This window comes from Pseudoalteromonas sp. S3431 (assembly GCF_000690035.1).
GTDB lineage: Bacteria > Pseudomonadota > Gammaproteobacteria > Enterobacterales > Alteromonadaceae > Pseudoalteromonas > Pseudoalteromonas fuliginea.
Genome location: NZ_JJNY01000036.1, coordinates 13,671 through 40,300, shown reverse-complemented (window position 1 = coordinate 40,300; position 26,630 = coordinate 13,671). Strand labels below are relative to the sequence as shown.

General features: G+C 37.5%; 19 protein-coding genes. 2 read left to right on the top strand and 17 right to left on the bottom strand.

The window, feature by feature from the left end; all coding sequences use genetic code 11:
- The first annotated feature begins 27 nt into the window (after positions 1 to 27).
- On the top strand, positions 28 to 444 hold the full coding sequence (locus tag DO88_RS10835) for a SufE family protein (RefSeq protein WP_007375745.1): 417 nt from the start codon (positions 28 to 30) through the stop codon (positions 442 to 444).
- Here DO88_RS10835 and tcdA read toward each other — a convergent pair.
- From tcdA to DO88_RS10870, 7 genes are read right to left on the bottom strand one after another with little or no spacing between them, the layout of a single operon-like run.
- Entirely contained in the window at positions 441 to 1,259 is an 819-nt protein-coding gene (gene tcdA / locus DO88_RS10840) for a tRNA cyclic N6-threonylcarbamoyladenosine(37) synthase TcdA (protein ID WP_007375744.1), read from the bottom strand. The two genes, DO88_RS10835 and tcdA, sit on opposite strands and share 4 nt — an antisense overlap.
- Positions 1,260 to 1,940, bottom strand: coding sequence for a TIGR01621 family pseudouridine synthase (locus tag DO88_RS10845; RefSeq protein ID WP_007375743.1), 681 nt, complete (start codon positions 1,938 to 1,940; stop codon positions 1,260 to 1,262). It lies immediately after the preceding gene.
- Positions 1,937 to 2,698 (bottom strand): 3-deoxy-manno-octulosonate cytidylyltransferase, encoded by a 762-nt coding sequence (kdsB, locus tag DO88_RS10850; protein WP_008133700.1) that lies wholly within the window; start codon positions 2,696 to 2,698, stop codon positions 1,937 to 1,939. Before kdsB ends, DO88_RS10845 begins: the two co-directional genes overlap by 4 nt.
- Entirely contained in the window at positions 2,686 to 2,883 is a 198-nt protein-coding gene (locus tag DO88_RS10855) for a Trm112 family protein (RefSeq protein WP_007375741.1), read from the bottom strand. Before DO88_RS10855 ends, kdsB begins: the two co-directional genes overlap by 13 nt.
- Positions 2,873 to 3,853: a tetraacyldisaccharide 4'-kinase gene (lpxK, locus tag DO88_RS10860; RefSeq protein ID WP_007375740.1), complete on the bottom strand. Its 981-nt coding sequence runs from the start codon at positions 3,851 to 3,853 to the stop codon at positions 2,873 to 2,875. Before lpxK ends, DO88_RS10855 begins: the two co-directional genes overlap by 11 nt.
- The gene (gene msbA, locus DO88_RS10865) at positions 3,850 to 5,595 is read right to left on the bottom strand and encodes a lipid A export permease/ATP-binding protein MsbA (RefSeq protein WP_033014902.1); all 1,746 of its coding nucleotides are present in this window, start codon (positions 5,593 to 5,595) and stop codon (positions 3,850 to 3,852) included. Before msbA ends, lpxK begins: the two co-directional genes overlap by 4 nt.
- A 60-nt stretch (positions 5,596 to 5,655) precedes the next feature.
- Entirely contained in the window at positions 5,656 to 7,923 is a 2,268-nt protein-coding gene (locus DO88_RS10870) for a DNA internalization-related competence protein ComEC/Rec2 (protein ID WP_033039027.1), read from the bottom strand.
- Between DO88_RS10870 and DO88_RS10875 the strand changes: the two genes are divergently transcribed.
- Positions 7,903 to 8,409 (top strand): DUF2062 domain-containing protein, encoded by a 507-nt coding sequence (locus tag DO88_RS10875; RefSeq protein ID WP_033014898.1) that lies wholly within the window; start codon positions 7,903 to 7,905, stop codon positions 8,407 to 8,409. The genes DO88_RS10870 and DO88_RS10875 overlap by 21 nt on opposite strands.
- 89 nt (positions 8,410 to 8,498) lie before the next feature.
- On the opposite strand, the gene DO88_RS10880 is transcribed toward DO88_RS10875, so the two are convergent.
- From DO88_RS10880 to DO88_RS10925, 10 genes are all read right to left on the bottom strand, one after another.
- A complete protein-coding gene (locus tag DO88_RS10880; RefSeq protein ID WP_033039024.1) occupies positions 8,499 to 10,241 on the bottom strand; it encodes a DUF3466 family protein in 1,743 nt (580 codons plus the stop codon).
- A gap of 11 nt (positions 10,242 to 10,252) precedes the next feature.
- Positions 10,253 to 12,166 (bottom strand): ATP-binding cassette ATPase Uup, encoded by a 1,914-nt coding sequence (uup, locus tag DO88_RS10885; protein WP_033039022.1) that lies wholly within the window; start codon positions 12,164 to 12,166, stop codon positions 10,253 to 10,255.
- Positions 12,167 to 12,181: 15 nt separating this feature from the next.
- On the bottom strand, positions 12,182 to 12,421 hold the full coding sequence (locus DO88_RS10890; protein ID WP_033039020.1) for a glutaredoxin family protein: 240 nt from the start codon (positions 12,419 to 12,421) through the stop codon (positions 12,182 to 12,184).
- A complete protein-coding gene (gene rlmKL / locus DO88_RS10895; protein WP_033039018.1) occupies positions 12,414 to 14,531 on the bottom strand; it encodes a bifunctional 23S rRNA (guanine(2069)-N(7))-methyltransferase RlmK/23S rRNA (guanine(2445)-N(2))-methyltransferase RlmL in 2,118 nt (705 codons plus the stop codon). The genes DO88_RS10890 and rlmKL overlap by 8 nt, the downstream gene beginning before the upstream one ends.
- 452 nt (positions 14,532 to 14,983) lie before the next feature.
- Entirely contained in the window at positions 14,984 to 15,514 is a 531-nt protein-coding gene (locus DO88_RS10900; protein ID WP_033039017.1) for a cell division protein ZapC, read from the bottom strand.
- A 121-nt stretch (positions 15,515 to 15,635) separates the two neighbouring features.
- Complete coding sequence (gene pyrD / locus DO88_RS10905; protein ID WP_033039014.1) at positions 15,636 to 16,646, bottom strand: quinone-dependent dihydroorotate dehydrogenase; 1,011 nt, start codon at positions 16,644 to 16,646, stop codon at positions 15,636 to 15,638.
- Between the two features lie 119 nt (positions 16,647 to 16,765).
- Positions 16,766 to 21,607, bottom strand: coding sequence for an NAD-glutamate dehydrogenase (locus DO88_RS10910; protein ID WP_007375731.1), 4,842 nt, complete (start codon positions 21,605 to 21,607; stop codon positions 16,766 to 16,768).
- A gap of 209 nt (positions 21,608 to 21,816) precedes the next feature.
- Positions 21,817 to 24,138 carry an efflux RND transporter permease subunit gene (locus tag DO88_RS10915; RefSeq protein WP_033039011.1) on the bottom strand — a complete coding sequence of 774 codons (2,322 nt, stop codon included), beginning with the start codon at positions 24,136 to 24,138 and terminating at the stop codon, positions 21,817 to 21,819.
- Entirely contained in the window at positions 24,138 to 25,133 is a 996-nt protein-coding gene (locus DO88_RS10920) for a WD40/YVTN/BNR-like repeat-containing protein (protein ID WP_033039009.1), read from the bottom strand. The genes DO88_RS10915 and DO88_RS10920 overlap by 1 nt, the downstream gene beginning before the upstream one ends.
- A gap of 126 nt (positions 25,134 to 25,259) precedes the next feature.
- Entirely contained in the window at positions 25,260 to 26,624 is a 1,365-nt protein-coding gene (locus DO88_RS10925) for a DUF1329 domain-containing protein (RefSeq protein WP_033028385.1), read from the bottom strand.
- Between the last annotated feature and the right edge of the window lie 6 nt (positions 26,625 to 26,630).

The following is a 26,630-nucleotide window of genomic DNA, read 5'->3' as shown; positions in this document are numbered from 1 at the left end:
CTTTAATAGAATTAATTAGGATAACTCATGACAAATACGTTTAAAAAAGTCACTGAATCTATAAAAAATGCACCCGCTTGGCAGCAAAAATATCGTGAAATAATGCTGTTGGGTAAAACATTACCTATATTACCAGAATCGCTGAAAATTGATGATGCCCTTGTACCAGGCTGCGAAAGTAAAGTGTGGATGTTTGTAGAGTTTGATTTAACAGAGAGCTCTTTAGTCGTTATAGGTGACTCAGATACACGTATTGTAAAAGGCTTACTAGCCTTAATATTAGCGCTGTATAACGGTTTAACACCAGAGCAGGTAATTAAAATTGATGCGTATGAAGAGTTTGAAAAATTAGGCTTAATTAGTCACTTAAGCCCTTCTCGTGGCAATGGAATTAAAGCCATGATTGAAAAAATAAAAACCATGGCACAACAAAAAGTGCTCTAAGCTCTATCACAATCAAGCGTTGTAAGTAGACGCTGCTTTTTATCCAAATATTTTCGAACAGCTTTTGCCGCAACAAAAAAGCCGAAGCTTCCTGTGATCATAGTCACAGATCCAAAACCGTTATTACAGTCCATATTCATCGAGCCATCAGCACTTTGCTTAGCATGACATACACTGCCATCGCTTCCTGGGTAAACCAATTGCTCTGTTGAGTAAACACAATCAATATTGAACTTACGCTTAGGGTTATTACTAAAATTATACTGCTTGCGCAAAATATAGCGCACTTTTGCAAGTAATGGGTCTTGCGTAGTTTTAGCTACATCACCAAAAGTTATTTGGCTAGGATCAGTTTGCCCGCCAGCACCACCGGTTGTAATTATAGGGAGTTTATTACGTTTACAATGCGCTATTAATGCCGCCTTTTCTTTAACTGCATCAATACAATCAATCACATAATCAAAACCTTGAATATGTTCTTGAATATTATCAAGTGTAATAAAATCATCTATTACATTAATTTGGCATTCTGGGTTAATAAGCTCGCAGCGCGCTTTCATTGCATCGACTTTAGCTTGACCAATAGTGCCCGTTAACGCATGAATTTGCCTATTTACGTTAGTGGCGCAAATATCATCCAAATCAATCAATGTTATTTTACCAACACCAGTACGCGCGAGCGCTTCAGCCGCCCAGCTTCCTACACCACCAATACCTACTACACAAAAGTGTGCTTCTTGAAGCCAATCAAACTGTTGATGACCATATAAACGTTTAATACCACCAAAACGTATATCTGTAACTTTTTCGCTCATTTACCAATCCAGTTGCCATGGCGATTGCCATGCTTGAAAATCTTGATGTTTAATTAACGCCAAATACTCATCACCACTATCGGGTAATAAAGTTAGCTGTATTTGTTCACCTTGCCATAAAAAGCTTAACGCATATGCATGTAAATAGGTACGATTAGAAGGCGTGCCTGAATACATTGCATCGCCAAAAATAGCTGCGCCCACACTTTTTAGTGCCACTCTTAATTGATGCGTCTTTCCTGAATAAGGTTTTAAAATATACCCTCTAAATCCTGGCTTATAACTCAGAGAATAGAATCGGGTGATTGCAGGGTTAAGTGTACTCGTTAGTAACTTAAATGAGCCACGGCGAGATTTAGCCATATCGCCTTTTATCCACCCTTGCTTCTTTTTAGGTTTAGCATCACTAATCGCTAAATAAAATTTATTAATCGCATGCTCAGTAAACATAACAGTAAAGGCGGCTGCAGAGGCTTTGTTTCTTGCTAAAATAATAAGCCCTGATGTCACTTTATCTAAACGATGAACACCATAAAGTTTTTGCGATAATTGTTGTTCGGCTAACACAACAAAACCAGGCCCCTCCTCTGAATGAAAATTAAGACCTGCTGGCTTTTCTAAAATATAAAAATCGTTATGTGTATAAACAACGTTTAATATCTTACTTACTTGCTCACTCACACGTTTTTACTTTTAATATGCGCTATCACTTTAGCTAAGTCATCGGGCGTATCGACACCTGCATGGGGAGCTATTTGAGCTTGTTCTATTTTGATTTTATAACCATGATACAAAACACGTAACTGCTCAAGCGATTCAAGCAATTCAAGTGGTGATACACTCAGTTCTATATATTGTTTAATAAAACCCGCTCTGTACGCATAAATACCTACATGGCGTTGGAACGGTGATAAATTAAGAGCCGTGCTATCATCCATCATTGTATTTCTATCAAACGGTATACTTGCACGAGAGAAATACAGGGCATTTTTATTTATATCACTCACCACTTTAACGGCATTAGGATTAAATACTTCATCACGCTCTTCAATAGCAACACTTAACGTTGCCATTGGTGCTGTTGAATCACTTAATAGCGCAGCAACTTGAGATACGTTTTCTGGTGCAAGTAATGGCTCATCGCCTTGTACGTTAACCACAATTGTATCGTTATCAAGTTTAAGTAAATCAACTACTTCTGCTAACCGTTCAGTACCAGACTGGTGATCTTCGCGAGTCATTACTACGTCGCTAGTAAATAAACTTACTGCATCAAATACTTTTTGATGATCGGTTGCTACAATAACTTTGCTAGCACCTGATAAACATGCTTTTTCGTAAACATGTTGAACCATTGGCTTACCGCATATATCGGCAAGTGGTTTTCCTGGTAGTCGGGTTGATGCAAAACGCGCAGGTATAACAACTACGAATTCCACTTTTCAACCTCTTCTAAAGATAACTCACGCGCTTCATTTTCAAGCAATACTGGAATATCATCTTTTACAGGATAAGCAAGTTTAGCTGCCGTGCTAATTAGTTCGTTATTTTCTCTATCAAAACGTAATTTACCCTTGCCTACTGGGCAAGCAATTATCTCGAGTAGTTTTGTATCAAAGGCCATTGAGTATTCCTTTTTCTTTTAATAATGAATTTAGTTTATTTATAACGCTATCGGTAGGTTGTGCATCTACTGGTAAATAATACCAATTAAGTTTGGCAAAGGGCTGACATTTAACGGCGTCTTTTTCGGTCATTATAATGTAATCATCGCCAAACTGGGCAAAATCATCGGCTGTATAAGCATAGTGATCTTTAAAATGATGAGTCGATAATAACGTAATGCCTTGTGCTTCAAGTGAGTTTTCAAACCGTTTAGGATTACCAATTGCACTTATTGCATGTGCATGAGTCACTGTGTGTTTTACATCATCACTTGAATTAACTAATCGTAAGTTACTTACTTTTAGCGTGTAGCTATTATTAGCCTCACCACCATTTTCAATTACTATATCCACATTTTGTAAGCGTTTAGTTGTTTCGCGAAGTGGCCCTGCTGGCATAACAAAGCCATTACCAAAACGGCGTTCACTATCAACAATACAACACTCAATGCTACGTGGCATTTTATAATGCTGCATTCCGTCATCAGAAATAATGACATCTAGCGTATAGTTATTTTCTAATAAATCGATATTGTGTTGTCTATTAGGACCAACCGCTATCGGGCATTTTAAACGGTGGTATAAAAGTACAGGCTCATCTCCAGCCTGTTGGGCGTTAACAACTGAAGTGACTAACAGCGGGTAATTATCTGATTGCCCACCGTAGCCTCTACTAATAATACCCACTGATAGACCTTGCTCGGTCAAATACTCATACAACCACAAAACAAAAGGTGTTTTACCATTGCCGCCTACACTTATATTGCCGACTACAATAACAGGCGTTTTACACTCAAACGCTTTAATTATTTTAGCGCTGTACAAGCATTTTCGAAATGTCGATACAATCCAAAACAGAGCACTCAATGGTAATAACAATAAAGTAATTAGACCAAATGGTTTATACCAACTTTGTTCTATTTTGCTCACGCCTGATCACCAAACTGCATTTTGCAAAGGGCTGAATACGTACCGTCATTTGCTAATAAACTATTGTGATCGCCACTTTCTATTACACGACCGTTATCAATAACATAAATTCGGTCACTGTTTTCAATAGTAGATAAGCGATGCGCAATAACAATTGAGGTTTTGTCTTTCATTAGCGTTTCTAACGCTTGCTGAATAAGCTTTTCAGACTCTGTATCAAGTGCTGATGTTGCTTCATCTAAAATCAAAATAGGTGCATCTTTTAATATTGCACGCGCTATCGCTATACGCTGGCGTTGACCACCAGAAAGCATTACGCCATTTTCACCTACCATGGTGTTTAATTGTTCTGGAAGATCTTTAACAAACTCCCAAACATGCGCTTGTTTTGCTACTTGTACTAATTCGTCATTAGTTACATCATGCTTTATGCCATAACAAATATTGTTAGCAATCGTATCGTTAAATAACACGACTTGCTGAGAAACCAAAGCAAATTGGCGACGCAAATCTGTTAATTTATAATCCTGCAGGGCTATGCCATCAAGTAATATTTCACTCGGCAGATCTAAATCATAGTAACGTGGTAATAAATTAGAAATAGTTGATTTACCCGAGCCTGAGCGCCCTACTAAGGCAATACTTTCACCCGCTTTAATCGTTAGCGACAAATCGTTTAATACGGCTTCATCTTTAGTTGGGTACTTAAAGGTTACATTTTTAACTTCAATTAACCCTTTAACTTTATCAACAGCGACTGTGCCAGTATCTTTCTCTACATTTTCATCAAGTATTAAAAATATACTTTGAGATGCAGAAATGCCACGTTGCATATCGCTATTAACATTAGCCAATTGTTTAAGTGGGCGCAGCAACATCATCATTGATGATATCAAAACAACAAAATCCCCAGAGCTTATAGTATCAATCATAGAAGGCATCGATACCACCCATAAAATAACAGCCATAGCACTTGCGGCGAGTATTTGAATAATGGATACACTTAAGGCTTTTGTCGCATCCATTTTAATGCGCTGCTGACGGTTATGATTATTAATTTTAGAAAATTTATTTATTTCTTGCTCTTGTCCACCAAACCCGTGAATTACTTTATGTCCGCTAAGCATTTGTTCAGAGCTACGTGTAACCTGCCCCATAGCTGATTGGATACTTTTAGAAATATGGCGAAAACGTTTCGATACAACCGCTACAATAATAGCGACAAGAGGGATGATGACTAGAAATATAAGTGAGAGCTTCCAACTGGTATAAAACATTACACCAAGTAAAAAGACGACAAAGGCCCCTTCACGTACAACAATAAGTAGCGCTTTAGTTATTGCTTGTTGAACTTGCTCTGTGTCAAAAGTGATTTTTGAAATTAAATCGCCCGTAGAGTTTTTGTCATGAAAAGAAACGGGTAAATGCAATATGTGCTCAAATAACTCTTGGCGTAAAGATCGTACAACTTGTGAACCTACATAGCTTAAACAATACGATGACATAAAATTAAAAATACCACGCCCAATCACCAGTGCAATAACAACAAATGGAGCATACTTTAATACATCGCTGTTTCGTTGGTTCAAACCTTCATCAATAAATGGTTTCATTAATTGAATAAATAGCGCATCCATTCCTGAATAGCCAATCATTCCTATAATAGCGACGAAGGCTACACTCTTATATGCACCGACGTAAGAAATTAACCGTTTATAAATTTGTGTAGTACTTTGATCCATAACACTCTCTTCATACAATTACAGACTCTATTGTATCCTTAGGGACACTAAAACAAAACGTCAATTTTTGATAAACCAGTAACTTTCATCCTCTCGAGCCGCTTTTACTCGAACATTATCATTGTAAAATTCAATACTTATTTGTCCTTGTTGACCTGTCACATATTGAGTTGCATTTATTTTTTCGTAACGATCAACAACCTCCTCCTTCGGGAAGTGCCATTGTCCTTTGTAAGCACTAGAATGAATAACAATTTTAGGATTTACAGCACTTATAAACTCATTACTAGACGATGTATCGCTACCATGATGTGGGCTTAGCATAACGGTACTTTTTAAAAAATAGTTCTCTTGCAATAATTGCAACTCTCGTTGTTTAGATATATCACCCGTTAATAAAACACTGTGGGTTTTATCAGCAACACGAATAACGCATGAATCATCATTCTCATTTTTGAAGTTTAACGTTTTAAAGCTTTCAATTTGAAGGCCAAAAATATCTATTTTGGTTACTTTGCAAGTGTCTTGTAAGTTATGGGGATGAAATGTGGTAAAACGAGTTTCGTAGCCTGCTTTTATAAAATGCTCTACCCCCCCCGCATGATCGTTATCTTCATGACTTAAAATAGCTGTTGATACAGTAAGATTGTTTGACTCAATAAAGGGCAGTAAAATACTACGGGTACGACTAAAACGATTGAAATAACTAGGCCCAAAATCATAAATTAGTGCATGTTTATCTTTTTCTATTAGCACCATTAATCCATGTCCTACATCAAAAACATGTAATTGCCATTTTGGCTTATCCACTATTAAGTAGTTAAACAATATGACACTTAATGGAACACCTGCTAGCCATTTATATGGGACTAAATAAAAAATCGAAATAGTAATGTATGAAAAAACAACAACAATAGCGTCAATATTACCTATATTTAACCAACGAATATAACTAGGTATTTTCAATAGCCATTCGAATAAATAACTTAAGCCTTCATCAAAAACACTAATAATCATGCCTATATCAAGTAAGCTGCTAATAAATGTGATAATAATTAGACAAGGCATAACGACTAAAGAAAGTAATGGGATAGCAATTAAGTTCAGTACTAAACCAACTAAGCTCACGCCATTAAAGAAGTATAATGAAACTGGTAATAAACCAATAAATAAAGCAATTTGAACGACAGTTAATGCAACGACCTTATTTAGAAATGATGTATTAAAAATCGGTATTTGCTTAACAACTAGAAATATAATAACCACAGCAATAAACGAGAAATACAGCCCAGCGTTTAATACATTAAAAGGATTAATTATAAGCAGAATAACAAGTGCATATAAAATACTTCGCCAACGTAATGGTTGTTTTGCCAAAAAGTAGAGTGCTAAATAACACCCAAGCATGATTAAGGCGCGTGTAGCTGAAACTAAAAAGTCACTCAAATATACATAGAAAAACGATCCAATAAAGCCAACTAGACTATAAACAACAGACAGGTTTTTAGTCTGCTCACCAGCGTATTTTATTTGTTTAAATAAAAATCGCGTAATTACATAGCAAAAACCAAATATTAACCCGATGTGTAATCCGGATATTGCCAGTAAATGGCTCAACCCCAATGATTGCATTAATTGCTTATCTGTAAAGCTCATTAACGACTTATCACCCGTTAATAGTGCATAATATAGCCATCTAAGTTTTGTATTACTGTAAGTCCTTTTTATATATTCCCTATAATTTATAAGGTGGTTGTGTTTTTTATTACGCGCAACAATAAGTTCTTTATTGAGTATTTTTCCTTTAAAAAATATCCGTTGTGTAAAAGCATATCTCTCGTTATCAAATACATTAAAATTTTTAGTACTTCGAAAGTTTTTTATAGCTATTGTTGCTTTAAAAGTATCACCAACAAAAAGTATTTGTTCAGAATTCACACTTAGCATTGCACTCGGTGCCCTAAAATATGCGTATTGAGCAGTATCAAATTCTATTATTTTTACTCTTATGTATTGAGGTTGCTTATTTGAAATTATATCTTCGACAATTAGCTCAGTTGCATATGCATACTTTTCATCCTGTTTTGGGCTTTCAAAATTATAAAAAGTATAATAATGCAGTGATACACAACAAATAGCGCAAATAAAGCCTAACAATACATTTAAAAACGGCTTAAAATACAAACTCACAATAAGGACTGATATTGTGAATATTATAAATTCGAGAGTTTGATAATAAAATACGGTTGCGATACAGCCAATTACAAACCCAAGACTTATCCACACTGATGTAAATGGTTGCTTTAAATGGCTAAAAAAACGATCCAAAGATTTTTACCTGATCCAAATAAAATTAGACATCATAAATATCTAAGAATTTTTGGGCACCTTTTGCAAGATGCAAATCTTTGGCACTTAAATAGACGGTCCGCTCGAGGAGCATTTGCTGTTGGGCTATTTTTTGCTTTCATCCCTGTTCCCTTTCAAATGGTCTTAGCCGCAGCTGGAGCTATAGTATTTAGAGTTAACTTACCTATTTCGGTTGCTTTAGTTTGGCTTACAAATCCATTAACTATGCCCCCTATATTCTACGGTTCGTATTTAGTTGGTACATTAATTTTAAACCAGCCAGAGCAACACTTTGCCTTTGAACCTAGCTGGGCTTGGTTTCTAGAAAGTATAGAAACTATTGGACCCGCTTTTTTAATTGGCTCATTGGTATGCGCCTCTATCGCGAGCATAATTGCTTACTTTAGTATAGATATTATTTGGCGACGTTCGGTAGTCAAAGCGTGGGCAACACGCAACAAATAACCAAATATTTATAAGCTCTAATTACTATAGACGAAAAAAATCCCAACTTAATGAAGTTGGGATTTTTTTATGCGAATCACTTTAGTTAATTAAAAACGGAATATACGTCTTATGCCAACTAAGGGGAGTAATAATAATGTGAACCAAGGAAAGCTCGCAGAGTTACGTTCATAAACTTCTGCTTCAGGAGGTGCACAGTTTTCAACTTCACCATTAGCAATAGGAGTTAACTTTACTGCAACTGCGACACTTTCAAATTCAATATTGCCTTCAATATCAGTAACAATTCCACCTAACGAATCACGTTTTTCAACTGTTTTGGTTGCTACACCAAAAATCTCATTATTTTCGTTAATTACTTTAGCTTCAGCCATTGTATAAGCATAATTTGTCTCACCATCAGTTTCATAGCATGGTAATAAGTCATTTAGGTTGGTTATTTTATCTTCGCCAATCTTATATACAAATGCCTCTTTACGACGTGAGCTATCTGAAACACCTACCTCACCTTCCCCAACAATATAACCTTGGCTATTTATATCATTACCATAAGAACTTGAACTAGAAAAATAGTCAGTAGGAAATACCGTATTGCCTGTTGCTATATCATGATAAAAAAACTTATTTCGAAGTGTTCCTTCAATTCGTTTAATAGCATAACCCGTAATAACATCATTATTACTTATTGCTAATGCTTTACCGCCTTGCCAATCATCTTCTTGATTTATAAAATCAACTACCGCACCATCTTTATAATAAACGGGCATGGTTAATATAATGTCATCATCTTTGTAGTATCGCGTATGCGATGAACCTACAGCAACACCATTACTATTAACCGCAAGTGCAGTACTTATAAATGCATCATCTTCAGTTTCACCTTCATCAGGTGTCAGTGCTAAACCAAGCTCTTCGACAGAAGTAATATTTAACGATTCATCAAGTTCCCATTTTACAGCACGCTTATTAAATAAGCCTCGTGATATATTAGAATTTAATAAATTAACACATACTGATATAGGTTCATCTTCATTATCACAACTATCTTCAATATTTTCTAACCTATCCGCTGGAATATCTATTGATATATTTCCAACAACCGTGTATCCGCTGTTTGTCTTTATAATATCGTTAGCACGACTTGTACCGCCATGTTCATTAAACTCAGGGATTAACGGAACTTGTAAACCATCTGCGCCAATTACGATGCCTCGTTCAATAAATTCATGAGTGAACCATGTTTCAGCTTCGTCATCTCCATCAGGAGTGAATAAAACTTTATCGTAGGGTGCACTGCCCCAACCAACTGAAACACCATCTTCGCTAACAGCATTATACAAATTCGTAGTAGAGCGCGTTAATCCATCGTAATCAACTGAAGCTATATCAAATAAAGGCTGCTCTGTTAAAGTAGAATCATTAAAATTAACGCCTATTAATGAACTTATTTTCTGATACTCAAAATTTGTAGAAATCGATGATAAAAAGCTAATCATAAAACTATGAGCGTCAGAGTTAGTCGCAACAGCATCATTGTTTTCGATATCATCAAGCGTAAAGGTAATTACTTTATCGCTTAACTCAAATGCATCTTCTGTATTACTGTAACTATTCTTGATAATACTTTCTGAAAAATCTATATAGCTTGTATCAATTGGTAAATTATATAAACCATTAGCGACACCAATAATATGGCCGCTTTCACTAACATCGGTAACGTAAGAGTGTTTAGCGTTTTCAGAAGACCCTAACTCAGTTAATTGATATGTCGCACTTATTGCTGAAGTGCTTAATGTCGCTAAAATACTGGCAGCGAGTAATTTATATTTCATTTTAGTCCTTACTACTGATTCTGTAATTCTTCAAGTTCTTCCCAGCGCTCAAGGGCAGCTTCAAGGTCAGACTCAAGTTGTGCTAAATGGTTCAATGCTTTAGTTGTTACATCACTCTCTTGTTTAAAAAAGTCTGCGTCACTCACTACAGCTTGTTGAGCTTCAATTTCAGCTTCTAGTTTTTCCATTTTATTCGGTAGTTGCTCTAATTCAAGTTTTAATTTGTAAGAGAGTTTATTTGTCTTAGCTGCAGGTTTGGCAGCTGGAGTTACTACTTTTTCAACTTTTTTTACTGGTTGTTGCTGAATTTTTTTTTCTTGTTCAGCTAAGTAACTAACATAGGCTTCATAGTCGCTATAACCACCAACGATATCTGTTACTTTACCATTGCCTTCAAATGCCCATACACTAGAACATGTATTATCAATAAATTCTCGGTCATGGCTTACAATCAGCACTGTACCTTGGTATTGATTAATAATGTCCTCGAGTAACTCTAATGTTTCTATATCCAAGTCATTCGTTGGCTCATCGAGAACAAGTATATTAGATGGTTTTAAAAACAGTTTAGCTAATAGCAGTCTATTTTTTTCACCACCAGAGAGTGCTTTAACCGGTGTACGAGCGCGTGCTGGCGGGAATAAAAAGTCTTGCAAATAACCTAAAACATGACGTGAACGACCGCCCATCATCACTTCTTGTTTACCTTCGGCAACGTTATCTTGAACTGTTGCTTCTTCGTCAAGTTTTTCACGGTACTGATCAAAGTAAGCAAATTCTAAATTAACACCTTGCTTAGTTATGCCGCTATCTGGTTCTAAATCACCAAACATTAGTTTTAATAGTGTTGTTTTACCAATACCATTCGGACCTACTAAGCCGATTCTGTCACCACGCATAACAAGTGTCGAAAAATCATCAGCAATAACTTTGTCTTTAAATGCATGGCAAAGGTGCTGAGCTTCAAATACTAATTTACCAGAGCGGTCTGCTGTTTCAATATTAAAGTCAGTTTTACCAACTTGATCAACACGTTCTTTACGCTCATTACGTAGCTGCTTTAACTCTCTAACACGCCCTTCGTTACGTGTTCTACGCGCTTTAACACCTTGGCGGATCCACGTTTCTTCTTCTGCTAAACGCTTATCAAATAATGCATTTTGCGCTTCTTCTACTTTTAAATCATGCGCTTTTTGCTCTAGATAAGTCGCGTAATCACCTGGGTACGAAATAAGTTTACCGCGATCTAAATCTAAAATACGCGTAGCAACAGCACGAATAAACGCACGGTCATGTGATATAAATACAATGCCGCCTTTAAATTCTTTTAAAAACTGTTCAAGCCACATGACACTTGCCATGTCTAAATGGTTTGTCGGCTCATCTAGTAGCAATAAATCAGGCTCACTTACAAGTGCACGCGCAAGTGCCACTTTGCGTAACCAACCACCAGAAAGGGACTCAAGTTTAGCCTCTGGCGTTAGTTCTAATTGTGTTAAGACTAATTGAATTCGGCTATCAAAGCGCCAGCCATCAGCGGCTTCAAGTTGGTTTGATAAACGTTCAAGCTTGTTTAATAACTTATCAGTACACTGTGTTTGCAATTCGTTACTAACATGATGAAAGTCAATGAGTAAGTTAGCAATTTCTGGCATACCTTGCGCAACGTAATCAAATACAGTGCCACTTGCACCTTTTGGTGGATCTTGCTCTAAGCGAGAAATTCGAATGCCACCGAGTTGATTTATTTCGCCATCATCTAAAACAACTTGTCCATCAAGTACTTTTAGCAGCGTTGACTTGCCCGCGCCATTTCGACCAACAACACACACTCTTTCGCCACTTTCTATAACCGCATCTGCTTTGTTAAGCAAAGCATGTGTACCAAAAGCAAGTTGTGCTTTTAAAATTCTAATTAAATCCATAGTTCTTATTTGCTCTTATTCTGCTTGTGCTAAAAATTCGCGCACAGAGTGTAAGGTAAAAGGCCAATATAATTTCTCGCCTTTTTCACTTTTTAATACAGGAATAGTAATTTGATACTCAGCAATAAGCTGCTCATCAGTCATAATATCAATGAGTAATAACTCACTAGCATCACGAAGTACTTCAGTGATAAGTTGCTCAGCTTGCTCGCACAAGTGGCAACCATCAGTATGATATAAAACCCATTTAGCCATGCGTAATTAGCCAGCTATTATGGATTTTTTTATTACGTTTGAAGTCTGGTGATAGTGTTTTATCTGAGATATTAACGGCTTTTAAGCCTAAACCAATCAGGCCAACTTCATCCATTACAAAACCACGTTTGTTATTAGAGAAAATCAAAGTACCTGATGGACTTAAGATCTTTTTAACCCACGTTAATAATTTAATGTGATCGCTTTGCACATCAAACGCGTCTTTCATACGTTTTGAGTTTGAGAACGTTGGAGGGTCTAAAAATATCAAATCATATTGTGCTGTTGCATGCTCTAACCACTTTAAACAATCTGCTTGTTCAAAACGGTAACGTGTATTACTGATATTGTTTAAATCGAAGTTATCTTGGCCCCATTTCAAATAGGTTTTAGATAAATCAACTGTTGTAATTGCTTTAGCGCCACCAAGTGCAGCATGCACAGAGGCAGTACCTGTGTATGCAAACAAGTTTAAAAAGCGTTTATCTTTTGCATTTTCTTGAATATAACGACGCATTAAACGGTGATCTAAAAATAAACCTGTGTCTAAGTAGTCGAATAAATTAACTTTAAACTTAGCACCAAACTCTTCAACTATCATAGTTCGGTTTTGTTTAGACATAGCGGTATACTGGTCTTCACCCTTTTGCTTTTTACGCACTTTTACAGCAATATTTTCAGGTGAGATATCAAGTTGTTGCGAAGTCAATGTTATTACGTCTTGCAGGCGTTTTTCTGATGTTTTTTCATCAATTTCTTTAGGCGCTGCATATTCAAAAATAACCGCTGAATCACCGTAAATATCTACAGCAACATTGTACTCAGGGATATCCGCTTCATAAACACGATAAGCGTCTACTTTATTTTGTTTAAGCCAGTTTTTTAAGCCTTGCTTATTCTTTTTCAATCTATTTGCGAATGACGTAGAGCCTTCAAAATTAAGCGCTTTTTTATCATCGGTGGTCAAACTTACTTGCTTATCATCTAATTGATATAAGTTAAGTTCAACATCAAGTGGGCCATTTTTAAACTTATAACGCTTAAGACGCACAAGTTTTAAAAGTTTAAATAAGCTCTCGTCCATACCCAGTAAGGCAAGTTTCCAATGATTAAAGTGCTTTTTAAAGCCAACACCTAAATTACGGTGTAAATCAACAAGCTCAGCCATAGAACCAATACGCTCACCATAAGGTAAGTTTGAAATTACCACACCAGGTAACTTAGCAACGGCTGTAAGCTTAGTGGCATCACTTTGCTTAAACTTAATAACATCATCAAGCTCAGCCCGTTTGGCATTATCAATCGCTTTACTTAAAACTTGTTCATCGTAATCGTGGCCAATTAACCACAATTTAGGGTCGGTAATGTTAGCAAGTAACTCTTCTTTAAGTTCTTTAAACTTAGCGGCTCTAAAACTGGGTAAACGTTCAAAAGCAAAGCCTTCACGGAATAATCCCGGCGCTTCGTTTCGTGCCATGCCGGCCGCTTCGATTAAAATAGTACCCGCACCACAACATGGATCGAATAAAGGCTGTTTTACATTATCAAGCCAACCACTTCGCTTAATTAGTGCAGCAGCTAGGTGCTCTTTAATTGGAGCTTTACCTTGGCCTTGACGGTAACCACGTTCAGACAAACGAGGGCCAGAATAGTCAATATACATAGAAACGCCGTAACGATTTAGTCGTGCAACAACACGTACGTTAGCGTCTTGCTTATCAACGTTGGGACGCTGCTCGTATAAATCATTAAAATAATCAACAATCGCATCTTTTATTACAAGACCAGAAAATTGTGTGTTTTTTAATGAGTCATTGGTACCGTTGAAGTCGACAGCGAATGTTTGGGTAGGTCCAAACCACTCTTGCCAAGGTTGCGATCGCGCAAAATTATACAGGCTACTTTTGTCATCTACGCCTTCTTTTTCTTCAATAAGCATAAGCACACGCGTTGCAAAACGACTTGATAAACAAACCTTTTGCGCCAGTAATGAGTCAGCCTCAAAACGAACAGAACCAACAGTTTGCTTAGACACAGTTGCGCCAAGTTCTGTTAATTCATCAACCAATAAATTTTCGATTCCGATAGAAGTAAGTGCGATAAATTGCAAAGTAATAACCCTTAATAGCTAATTGCGCAGGATTATAACATAGGTTGAGTGACATACACGCCATAAAGACACGCTTAAAAACTTAAATTTGATGAGGGTCTGTTGAACTTTCAAGGTTAAATTTGCAGCAGTCTGTTTGGTATTTAGGCAAGGCAGAGCCTATGCAGTGTGGTCATTCCCCATAAATGGGCGATAACGTAGCATTAATGCCAAACAGGCGCTGCCCAAACGGTTCTTCCTAGGGGCTATTTACTCTTTGTTGCCTAAGTGGATGTAGGTAAGGGGCGTGAGCAGGACGCGGAAGCTTTGCTCGGTTTTACTTATTCTTACATGGATGTAAGCCAGTATGGTAACGAAGGAGCAGTTACCGAGCCCACTAGGTTACAAATCTCGCGCCGCGATTAAATAGCCCCTAGTTTGAACAAATTTCAATCCGCAAAGATCAGCAGACCTTAGGCGGTTTGACTTTGGTATTGCTGATTTAGGATGGGGTGGACTCGATTATTCAAAATACGGATTACTTCAAATTGTGCTAAAGATAAGTTTTCGTCCAATTTAAAGGTTTCACTTAGATTCAAACAAATAGATGCATCAGAGCAGTGCTCTACAATTAAGAAATCACCCGATTGCGCTTTAGATGTTAATTTTACTATTGCCTCTACGCTTGGCTCTGTCCCGGTGTATTCTTCAAAAAACCAACTTTTTGCTAAAACGGGCTTTAAGTGATACTTAACAGCGGTCGCATTTAGCGATATTTGACAAACTTGAGCCGCAGACCACAATTCAAACCCATCAAGGTAATTATAAACTTGCTCGTAAAATGCCGCATCTTCGAGGCTAAAGCGTGGATTCTTAAAAACAGAATCCGTTAACTGTCTTAACTTATAAGGCGTACATAATTGCATATCGTCATTTAAATCAAGTAATAAACGGTTTTTATCAGGACAAGCAATCCACTGCCATTGCTTTGATGCTTGTAACATTTACTCCTCCTTGGGTTTATTAAATAATTAGACGATGCTTAGAGTATAACGGCTTCTGACCATTTTTTAAATATTTTTTTAGAACATTTATCGAACGATCAAAAGCTTAGATAACTGATCCTTATAAGCCGTTAACGATCGTCTTTACCAATTGTGGACCTTTGTAGATGAACCCAGTATAAACTTGAACTAAATTTGCGCCTGCATCTAACTTTTCTTTTGCAGATGTAGCATCGTCAATACCGCCTACTCCGATGATTGGCAACTTACCTTGTGTTAAACGCTTTAATTCGCTTACGACCTCTGTAGAGCGCATTCTAACAGGGTGACCTGACAAACCGCCGGCCTCTTCTGCATATTGCTGCCCCATAACTGCAGCTCGTTCAAGTGTAGTGTTAGTTGCAATCACACCATCAATTTTATTATTTAAAAGTGACTCACTTACTTGCTCTATTTGTATTTGATCCAGATCCGGCGCAATTTTTATCAGCATCGGAACTTGCTTATTGTGTTTAGCTGCTAGATCAAGTTGCTCGCTTTTAAGGCTTTGCAGTAAATCATCAAGCGCTGCACCATATTGTAAATCACGAAGTCCAGGGGTATTTGGTGATGAAATATTTACCGTAATGTATGAGGCATGCTCAAATACTTTACGCATACAATAAATGTAGTCATCTTTACCTTGCTCATTAGGTGTATCTTTATTTTTACCAATATTGATACCGAGTATCCCACTGTACTTTGCCGCTTTTACGTTAGCGATTAAGTTATCAACGCCTTTATTATTAAACCCCATGCGATTAATAATTGCATTTGACTCTGGCAACCTAAAAATACGAGGTTTATCATTACCCACTTGAGGGCGCGGTGTAACCGTACCGACTTCGATAAAACCAAAGCCCATTTGGCTAAATGCATCTATACATTCAGCATTTTTATCAAGCCCTGCAGCAAGCCCAACTGGGTTTTTGAATTCAAGGCCTAAAAAATTAACTGGTTTGTCTGCAATACTTTGCGACCAAGCGGCACTTAACGGTGTGTTAGCGAAGCGACGTAGGTTACTTAGAGCAAACTCATGCGCCCACTCCGCATCACGGGTAAACATAAAACGGCGAGCTAAATCGTAAAACATGAATATAATCCTCTATTAAAATACAGACAAAAAAATACCTCAGACAAGGCTGAGGTATTGTATAACAAAATAATCAATTCATTTATTTTTTGTGGAATAAAAACAAATGAAAGGCTAAATTATTTTCCTGAAGTATTACAATTATGGCTCAATAACATTAATTCACGAAGTGCTACAGAGAACTTAGCAAAATCATGACTTTGTGAAGTTTTAAATTCAGCCAACATCTGTTTCCAACGAAGTAATAATAACTCTTGGTTATCCATCCATTCATCTATTTGACTATCAACATCTTTTTCATCAGCTTCAAAGCTATTTAATACTACTTCAGCTAACGTACGTTGTTGCCAATCTAGCTCTTCACGGTAAGAAGAACGAGCAAGCGCTTGCCAATGGTTTGCAACCGGTTGATGGGTAATTTGATCTAAGAACCAATGCAGACCCATTCGCGCACCAAGTTTAAAGTACGTATTAGATACCATTGAGATACCTCGGCCCGAACTATTCGCAATTTCCGCTAAGTCCATTACCGAGAACAAACTTGATAATGCCACAATTCGCTTAGCAATAGCTTCCGGTACACCACTTTCAATTAGCTTATTAGCTTCTTGTACTATGCGATCATTTTCTTTCTCAACGATATAAGTATTTAAGTTTTCACTTAAATCTTTGAATGTTGGTGCAAAATACTCAATTCCTTGCTCAATCGTTTGCGCCTTATTACGATGACGTAAGAACCAACGTGTAGTTCGACGCACAGTACGACGAAGTTGGTAAAGCATCTCAGTTTGTACAGCTGCTGGAATCTTATTATCTAATGCGCTTATAGAAGACCATGTATCGCGCATTTCAAAAATTTCACTGGCAATTGAATAACACATAGCTATTTCAGCTTCGCTTGCGCCAGTTTCTTCATGCATACGTACCATGAAGTTTAAACCCATATCATTAACGATATTGTTAGCAAGTTTAGTTGCAATAATTTCTTTACGTAGTGGATGGTTGTTCATCGCATCGTTAAACTTCTCACGTAATGGCCGTGGAAACGATTTAACAAGCAGCTGACGGTAATATGGGTTTTCAGTAATTTCATCACTTACTAAAGACTCTTTTAATACCATTTTAGCGTAAGACACGAGCACTGAAAGCTCAGGGCGAGTTAAGTCTTTACCTGCGGCTGCACGTTCTGCCAATTCTTCATCACTAGGAATGAACTCGATAGCACGGTTTAGCTTGCCGTCTTTTTCAAGCGCATGAATAAAACGTATTTTTTCTTTAAGAGTAGACGTGCCCTTCGATTGCGTAATTGAAATCGTATGCGTTTGGCGATAACAATCTTTAAGCACTAATTCAGAGACTTCATCAGTCATTGAATAAAGTAGCTCATCACGTTGTTTACGGGTTAAATCACCTTCCGCAACTAAGCCATTAAGTAAAATTTTAATGTTAACTTCGTTATCAGAACACGCAACACCCCCTACGTTATCGATAAAGTCAGTGTTGACACGCCCGCCTTTTGCTGCAAACTCTATACGGCCAAGTTGAGTTGCGCCTAAGTTACCGCCCTCACCTATAATTTTTGCACCCAACTCATTACCATTAATGCGAAGTGCATCGTTTGCACGATCTCCAACATCTGCATCAGTTTCTTTAGAGTTTTTAATGTACGTTCCGATACCGCCATTCCACAGTAAATCGAAGTTCATCATTAATGATGCTTTCATTAATTCGTTTGGTGTCATACTTGCTTTTTTAGTGCCAAGCATTTTTTTCATTTCAGGGCTTAATGTTATTGATTTAGCCGCGCGAGAAAAAATACCTCCACCTGCAGAAATAAGGTCTTTGTTATAATCTTCCCAAGATGAGCGTGGCATATTAAATAGACGTTCGCGCTCTGGGTAAGATGTCGCTGCATCTGGGTTAGGATCAATAAAAATGTGCATATGATTAAATGCAACTTGTAAACGAATATGTTTAGACAACAACATACCATTACCAAACACATCCCCTGCCATATCGCCTATGGCGACCACTGTAAAGTCGGTAGTTTGACAATCGATATCCATTTCACGGAAATGACGCTTAACTGATTCCCATGCACCTTTAGCAGTGATACCCATTTTCTTGTGGTCATAACCAACTGAACCACCTGAAGCAAACGCATCACCTAGCCAGAAGTTATATTCATTCGCAATACCATTTGCAATGTCTGAGAAGGTGGCTGTCCCTTTATCAGCCGCAACTACTAAGTAAGCATCATCTTCGTCATGACGAACAACATCTCGAGCTGGCACTATTTCACCACGTTCAATGTTATCTGTAATATCTAATAAGCCGCGAATAAATATTTTATAACATTCTTGGCCTTCTTTTATAAACGCTTCGCGTTCAGTCGGTAGCTGTTTACATACAAAACCACCTTTAGAGCCAACAGGTACAATTACTGTATTTTTAACTTGTTGCGCTTTTACCAGACCAAGGACTTCTGTACGGAAATCTTCACGACGATCAGACCAACGAAGTCCACCACGAGCCACCTTACCATAACGTAAATGCACGCCTTCAACACGTGGGGAGTAAACAAAAATCTCAAATGCAGGAAGTGGCAATGGTACATCAGGAATTAGACTAGGTTGAATCTTAAATGAGACATAAGATTTAAACTGACCTTGTGCATCTTTTTGATAATAATTAGTACGAAGCGTTGCAACAATCATATCAACGTATAAACGTATAATTCGGTCATCATCAAGGTTGGCAACATTTTCAAGTTCTAGGTAAATTTGTGCTATTAATTTCTCAAGTGTTTTAGCACTAGCCGGGGCTTTAATTGAGAACTTTTTAGCGAACAAATTAACTATTTGCGCAGCAATATTTGGGTAATTAGCAAAAGTACTTTCAATATACGTTTGCGAGAACGTAACACCAATTTGACGCATATATTTAGCATAAGCACGTAAAATAGAAGCTTCACGACCTGCTAGGCCACCCATTAAAACTAAACGGTTAAAACCATCGTTTTCTAGACGGTTGCCCCAAACATTTGTTAATGCAGCGCGAAAACGTGCTGAAATTTTATCAAAGTCAGCCATTCCTTTGCTGTCTATTAGCATAGAAAAATCCATGATCCAATTAATACGACCATCACTGGTTTTAACTGAATATGGCGTTTCGCCAACAACACGTAGACCAAAGTTTTCAAGCATTGGCATAACATCAGATAAATGAATTGGCTCATCTTTATGGAATAAGCTTAATCGTACAATATTGCTATTAGCTTCTTCTTGTGGACGATAAAACAACATTTCTAGTTTATTTTCGTCGGTCAATAATTCTAGTTTTTCAATATCTACAACTGCGGCACTGGGAAGCACTTCATCCTTATATGAACGTGCAAACGCATTACAGTATTTACGGTTTAAATCGTTACCGCGTGCTTCACCAGCTGATTCTAAAAGCGCAGACTGCAACTTGTCTTCCCAAGTACGCGCAGCTTCTATTAAATTATTTTCGATGTCTTTCACGTTATATTCAATATTGTTATCGGTCACACGAACAGTGTAATGGGTACGCGCCAGTGTTGACTCAGAAAAGTAAGTAGTAAATTCGACTTTGTTGTCAGAATTAAATGCGTTGCCTAAAATATCTTGCGTTTCACGACGAAGCGCTGTGTTGTAACGTTCTCGAGGAACATAAACCATACATGAGAAAAATCGGCCGTAAGCATCTTTACGAACGAATAAGCGACACATGTCACGCTCTTGTACTTGTAAAACCCCCATGGCAACTTCAAGTAGTTCGTTTTCACGCGCTTGAACTAGCTCGTCGCGGGGATAGGTTTCTAAAATATTTAAAACCGCTTTGTAAGCATGCGTGCCTTTAGCAAAGTCACATATCTCCATGATGCGGTTAATCTTACTCTTTAATACAGGGACATCCGCGGCGCTATTATTATAAAAACTTGAAGAAAACAACCCAATAAAACGGTCTTCGCCAATTACATTCCCTTCATCGTCAAAACGCTTTATACCAACATAGTCAATATAAGCGGGGCGATGTACACGAGAAAGTGAATTGGTTTTTGTTAAAATTAATAAATTACTGCTACGCGCTTCTTGGCGTGCTACTTCTGGTAATTCTGATAATAATCGTGTGTGTTCTTCAGTTGAATTTTTCATCAAGCCAAGGCTAGTGTCCATTTTGCCTTTTAATTGGTAGTCACCTTGCACAGGGCTCAATTCATATTCGCGATAACCCATTAGTGTGAAATTATCTTTAACTAACCAATCTAAAAACTCTACCGTTTCGGCAACTTCGTTTTCATTTTTATTGTGGCGACGCTTAGGTAGCCCTTTGGTGACCGCAATTAATTTTTTACGAATAGGCTGCCAATCTTCAACTGCAACGGATACATCAACGAGTACTGATTCTAATTCTTTTTTGAAAGACTCAATTACAGAAGAATCTGTTTGACGATCAATTTCAATAAAGAAAACCGTTTTAGTCGACGTCGATTCTTGCTCTGCTTTTAAATTAGATAAACCCGATATTTTCGTGTTTTTGTCACGTTGAATTTTAAGTGGGCTATGAAGTAATAAGTGAGAGGCGATATTTTCACGAGTCATGGCCATACGCACTGAATCTACTAAAAAAGGCATATCTTTAGCAATAATTTCAACAATTGTATGCGATGACTGCCAGCCATCTTTAGCCACTTCGGGATTGAAAACGCGGATAACAGCATTATCAGTTGTATTCTTTTCTAGCGAATTCCAAAGGCTTAGTGCAGCGCCATATAAGTCACTATCGTTACGATTAGCCAAATCCTCTTTAGACATGTTGCTGTACAAGGCTTTGGCGAATTTTTCAACGAGTAACACATTATCAGCGTGAACTTTTTTTTGGATCAGCTTACAAACATTATCTAGGATAACCGAGGCTTGGCCTTCATTTCGTGTCATTGTATGTTCCTTAATCTATTACTGCCTAGTGGCAGAATATTTGTACAGCCATTTATTAGCGTGGAGTCAGTTAAATTCTAACCCTTTTACAGCTAATAAACAGCCTTTTCGATGAAAACATTTTAAGCTTTTCAGCTATTTGGTCATCTATTCACAAATTATAGATATAAATGGCCATTACTGGCCATTAAGGAGCAAAATTATTCACTTTATTTCTTCTGGTCAGTCCAGAGTAAGCTTCCAATCGCAGGTAATAACAGTACTGCACCTAACATATTTACTAAAAACATGAAGGTAAGTAGTATTCCCATGTCTACTTGAAATTTCAAATCAGAGAAAATCCATGTGCTAACACCAATTGCAAGCGTAATACCCGTAAATAACACGGCACTACCACGTTCAACCAATGCATTGCGATAAGCAACACTCAGTGGCACGTTTTGTTTAAGCTGCCCCATCATTGATGACAGGATATAAATGCCATAATCAACACCAATACCGACTCCTAAAGCAATCACCGGCAATGTAGAAACCGTTAAGCCTATTTCTAGTTGAACCATAAGTGCTTGTGCAAGTGTTGATACAATATAAAGTGGTAATACCACGGCTATTGTTGCTTTTAGGCTTCTGAAACTTAGTAAACATAAAATAATTACTGCACCATAAACGTATATCATCATTGGTATTTGTGCTTCAGATACTGACTCATTTGTTGCAGCCATTACCCCAACTGGCCCAGATGCTAATTTAAAGGCTAATTTATCAGTGCCTTCTTCTATTGAAAATTGTTTAACGTTTTCAATTACGCGGTCAATCGTTTGTGCTTTGTGGTCATCTAAAAAGATAATAACAGGCATAACAGAGCAATCACCATTGAGTAAACCCGTACTCGTTTCTACTCTTGAAGTGGATTGCACTAAACTAGCAGAATTTCGTGGAAGACTTTGCCACTTAAGATTACCTTCGTTATAGCCTGCATTCACTGACTGCGCAACGGAACTCAAACTAACAACTGATTGCACGCCGGCTACATTTTCAACTTTATATTGAAAGCGACTAATACGCTCCATAACATCATGTTCAGTACACGCTGCAGGATAGGCCTCAACAATGACCTTTAAAATGTCAGATGAAATTGTATATTTATCTGATATTAAGAAAGTATCTTGATTATAGCGAGCATCTTGATGAAGGGAAGGCGCTCCGGCATGTAAATCACCTATGCGCATTTTATCTGCTTGCCAATAGCCCAAAGCAAATAACACCAAAGTAAAGCCTATAATAATTTTAGCAATTTTAGGATCGGTTGCTTTAACGAGTATGTCACGAATCGCATCAAGCAGATTTGGTTTATCCGCATCACCTGATTGAATATGCACACTGCCTTCAAATTTCATGTAAGAAGCCCAAACAGGCAATAAAATTAAATTAGTAAATATAATAACCGCAACACCTAAACTGGCTGTTATTGCCAGCTCACGGATAATACCAATATCAATGGTCAATAATGTTAAAAAGCCAACAGTGTCTGATAAAAGTGCAATACCACCTGGAATAAGTAACGTTCTAAAACTTGATTGACAGCAAATCCTAGTACTTTTCCCTTCACCTACTTTTTTGCCTATTGCATTGATCATCTGCACACCATGACTTACGCCAATAGCGAAGACTAAAAATGGCACCAAAATAGACATAGGATCAAGGCCAAACCCTAAACTTGAAAGCAGGCCTAGCTGCCAAATAACAGCAATGATGGAACACGCAATAGGCAAAATAGTTAGCTTTAAACTACCACAAAACAGCCAAACCATAATAAAAGTAAAGGCGATAGCAATGGCAAAAAATACAACCACCCCCTTTGCGCCTTCAGCTATATCCCCGGCCATTTTTGCAAAGCCAATAATATGAATACTTACTTTGTCTGTACTTAAAGGCTCTCTTAAATCACTTTCTAGCTTTTGTGCAAAAGCTAATGTGTCTAATTTTTGTTGTGTTTGAGGATCTGTTTCTAAAAGTTGAGCCGTTACCATCGCGCACGAATAATCGCTGGCAATCATACGCCCTACAACTTTTGCTTTTTCAATGTTTTCCTTTACTACACCTAAACCACGCGTATCTGCTTTAAAGTTTGCAGGAATAATTGGACCACCTGCAAAGCCATCCTCTACTACTTCAACAAAACGAGCGCTGGGGGAGAATATAGAATTTACTAATGGACGGTTTACTCCAGGTATAAAATAAAGCTGATCATGAACCGCTTTTAGCTGAGTAAAAAATTCTGGATTAAATATATTACCACTGTCGTCACAGACTGAAATAAGAATACTGTTTGCACCACCAAACTGCTTTTCATGCTTGGTATACACTTTCATATAATCGTGGTTTAACGGGATATTTTTATTAAACGATGCATCAAGTTGAATTTGCGTTGCTTTAAATACAAGTAAGCACGTTATGAGTGCAAAGCTTATAAGCATGATTAAGCGATGTCTAAAAATCGCTTTTTCTATTAAATCTAAAATCTTATGCATTAAGGGGTCAACTCCTTCACTTTAATGCCATCTTCTGTAGCCATGATTAGGTTATTATTTATAATCACACCATCAAGTATTGCTTTACCATCAGCGAGTTGCTCGTGAGTAAGTAACCCATCTTGTAAATGAAAAATAACTCCACTGTTGGCCAGCATTAACCATTGTTCATTGTTATAATTAATGATGCTGTTAACGGTTGCAGCTTTTACATTTTCTAAATGCTGCCACTCTTGCTCCCCTCGTTGTTTCGTAAATACGTTACCGCGTAGACCTGCAACAACCTCTTGTTGTTCATCTGAATTAAACGCAAAAAAGGAACCAGGGTAAATTTCTTCTAAACGTTCCCAAGTAACACCATTGTCAGAACTTCTGGCCATTAACCCCATTTCACCAACGATTATTAATCCGTTAGTCGTTTTTTCTATACGATTAAAATGCGGTAAAATTGAAGCTGTTTCAGCCTCATAACCTTCAGGATCATTTTCTTTTAAATCATTTAAATAATCGCGATCATCACTAAATAACAAAGAGTCTAAAAAACGCTTTTGCCAATGCTTTCCACCATCTGTGGTGTGGTAAAACATACCATATGCGCCAACGGCAAAGCCTTGTAAATCGTTTTCAAATAAAATATCTAAACACGGTTTATCTAATTCAGGTTTTACTTGTTGTAATTGCCAATTAAGACCACCGTCAGTAGTATTTATGATTGTTGCATCGTGGCCACACGCCCATCCATTATTTTCGTTACTAAAATCAACGGCAGTTAAGAGCACTTGAGTTGGAACTAGCTCAGCTTGTTGCCATGAATCACTCGATGTACTTTTAATAACAGTACCGTGTTTACCAACAGCAATTAAGCCATTACCCGTGTTAGTTATATCGGTGAGTAAGGTTTTAGCTGCATTTGTTGCACTGATTGCATAGTTAGGGGCTTCTTGTGCAACACTCGCACCGCTTATTATCAGGCTGGCATATACCAAATACTTCATAAATTTTAATCGCCTTGTACGAGAGAGTTGTTTGTCTTTTTACTAGGGAGTGCGTTGCGCGCTGTAAGACAAACGCGATGAGAAAGGAAAAGGCACTTAACATATTGTTAAGTGCCGAGTTTAATACTATCTACCTGCGCGACGTAAAGCACTTGAAGTAAATTCGTTATCGTTAAATGACTGTGAAAAATCGTACATTTTTTCTTGGTTATCTAAACCAATTGCTAAATAACGACGAGAGTTCAAATCATGGTAAACCTCAAGCGTACTCCACTGTGTAGGTACTTCGTAATAGTTAAGGCCATAAGCCATTGCTACACGATAAAGTTGGTCGCGGTTATCATAAATATCAGTGACCTGTACCTGCCAGCTATCTTCATCAATGTAAAATACACGTTTTTTATAAATATGGCGTGTATCATCTTTCAAGTTAGCTTCAACAACCCAAACACGGTGCTTTTCGTAACGTGTATGTTCTGGGTTAATATGGCCAGGCATTAAAATATCATCGTACTCAAGTTTGTCACTATGTAGCTTATAGCTGTTATACGGTACGTATAATTCTTGCTTACCTTTTAACGTCCAATTGTAACGATTAGGCGAGCCATTAAACATATCAAAGTCATCGGTAGTACGTAAGCTATCCGCTGCAGTACCTGGTGCATCATATGCCACGTTAGGTGCGCGACGAACACGTCGTTGACCTGAGTTATACGTCCAAGCTTGGCGTGGTGTTAATATTTGGTCCATCGTTTCATGAACTAATAACGCTGTACCCGCTAAACGAGCAGGCTCTGTTACTTTTTGTTTAAACTTAAACAAAATGTTTGAGTCTTGTAGCTCAGCTGGTGTTGCGCTTGGGTCTGAATATTTAACTAATAATTGCTCATCAAAGCCAACATAATTGTAAGAACCTGATGCGGTTGGTGCAGCTTGTCCACCAAAACGCTCAATAGATTGGCCACGATAGCGCAATAAGTGATTCCAAATTGCCTCTAAACCAGTTTTAGGGATAGGGAAAGGGATACCAATTGCAGTATTTTTAATCCCGTTACCACCTTCAACTAGCTCTGCCGTTGCTGCAAATTTTTTCGTTGCATCATAAACAAATTGAGGATACGAAGCAGAACGACGTGTTTCGTATACTGGCATTTTGAACGTGTCTGGATACGCTTCAAATAAAGCAATTTGCCCAGGGCTTAAATTTGCTTTGTATTTTTCAATATTACTTTTATCAATAGTGAAAAGCACTTTATCTGTTGAAAACGGGTCAAGATGATGCATACCAGGTTCATAACCTGCTGGCGCAGATGTAATCCCGTTATTCCATGCAGGAATAGAACCATCAGCATTGGCTGATTTTTCTGCACCCATTGGCGTTAAATCTTGGCCTAAGTGAGCAACTTCATCAGCACTTAATTTGGCTAATGCCGCGCTGCTTGCAAACAAGCTACAAAAAGCAGTAGCAATGAGGGTAGGTTTTTTAATCATGGTAAT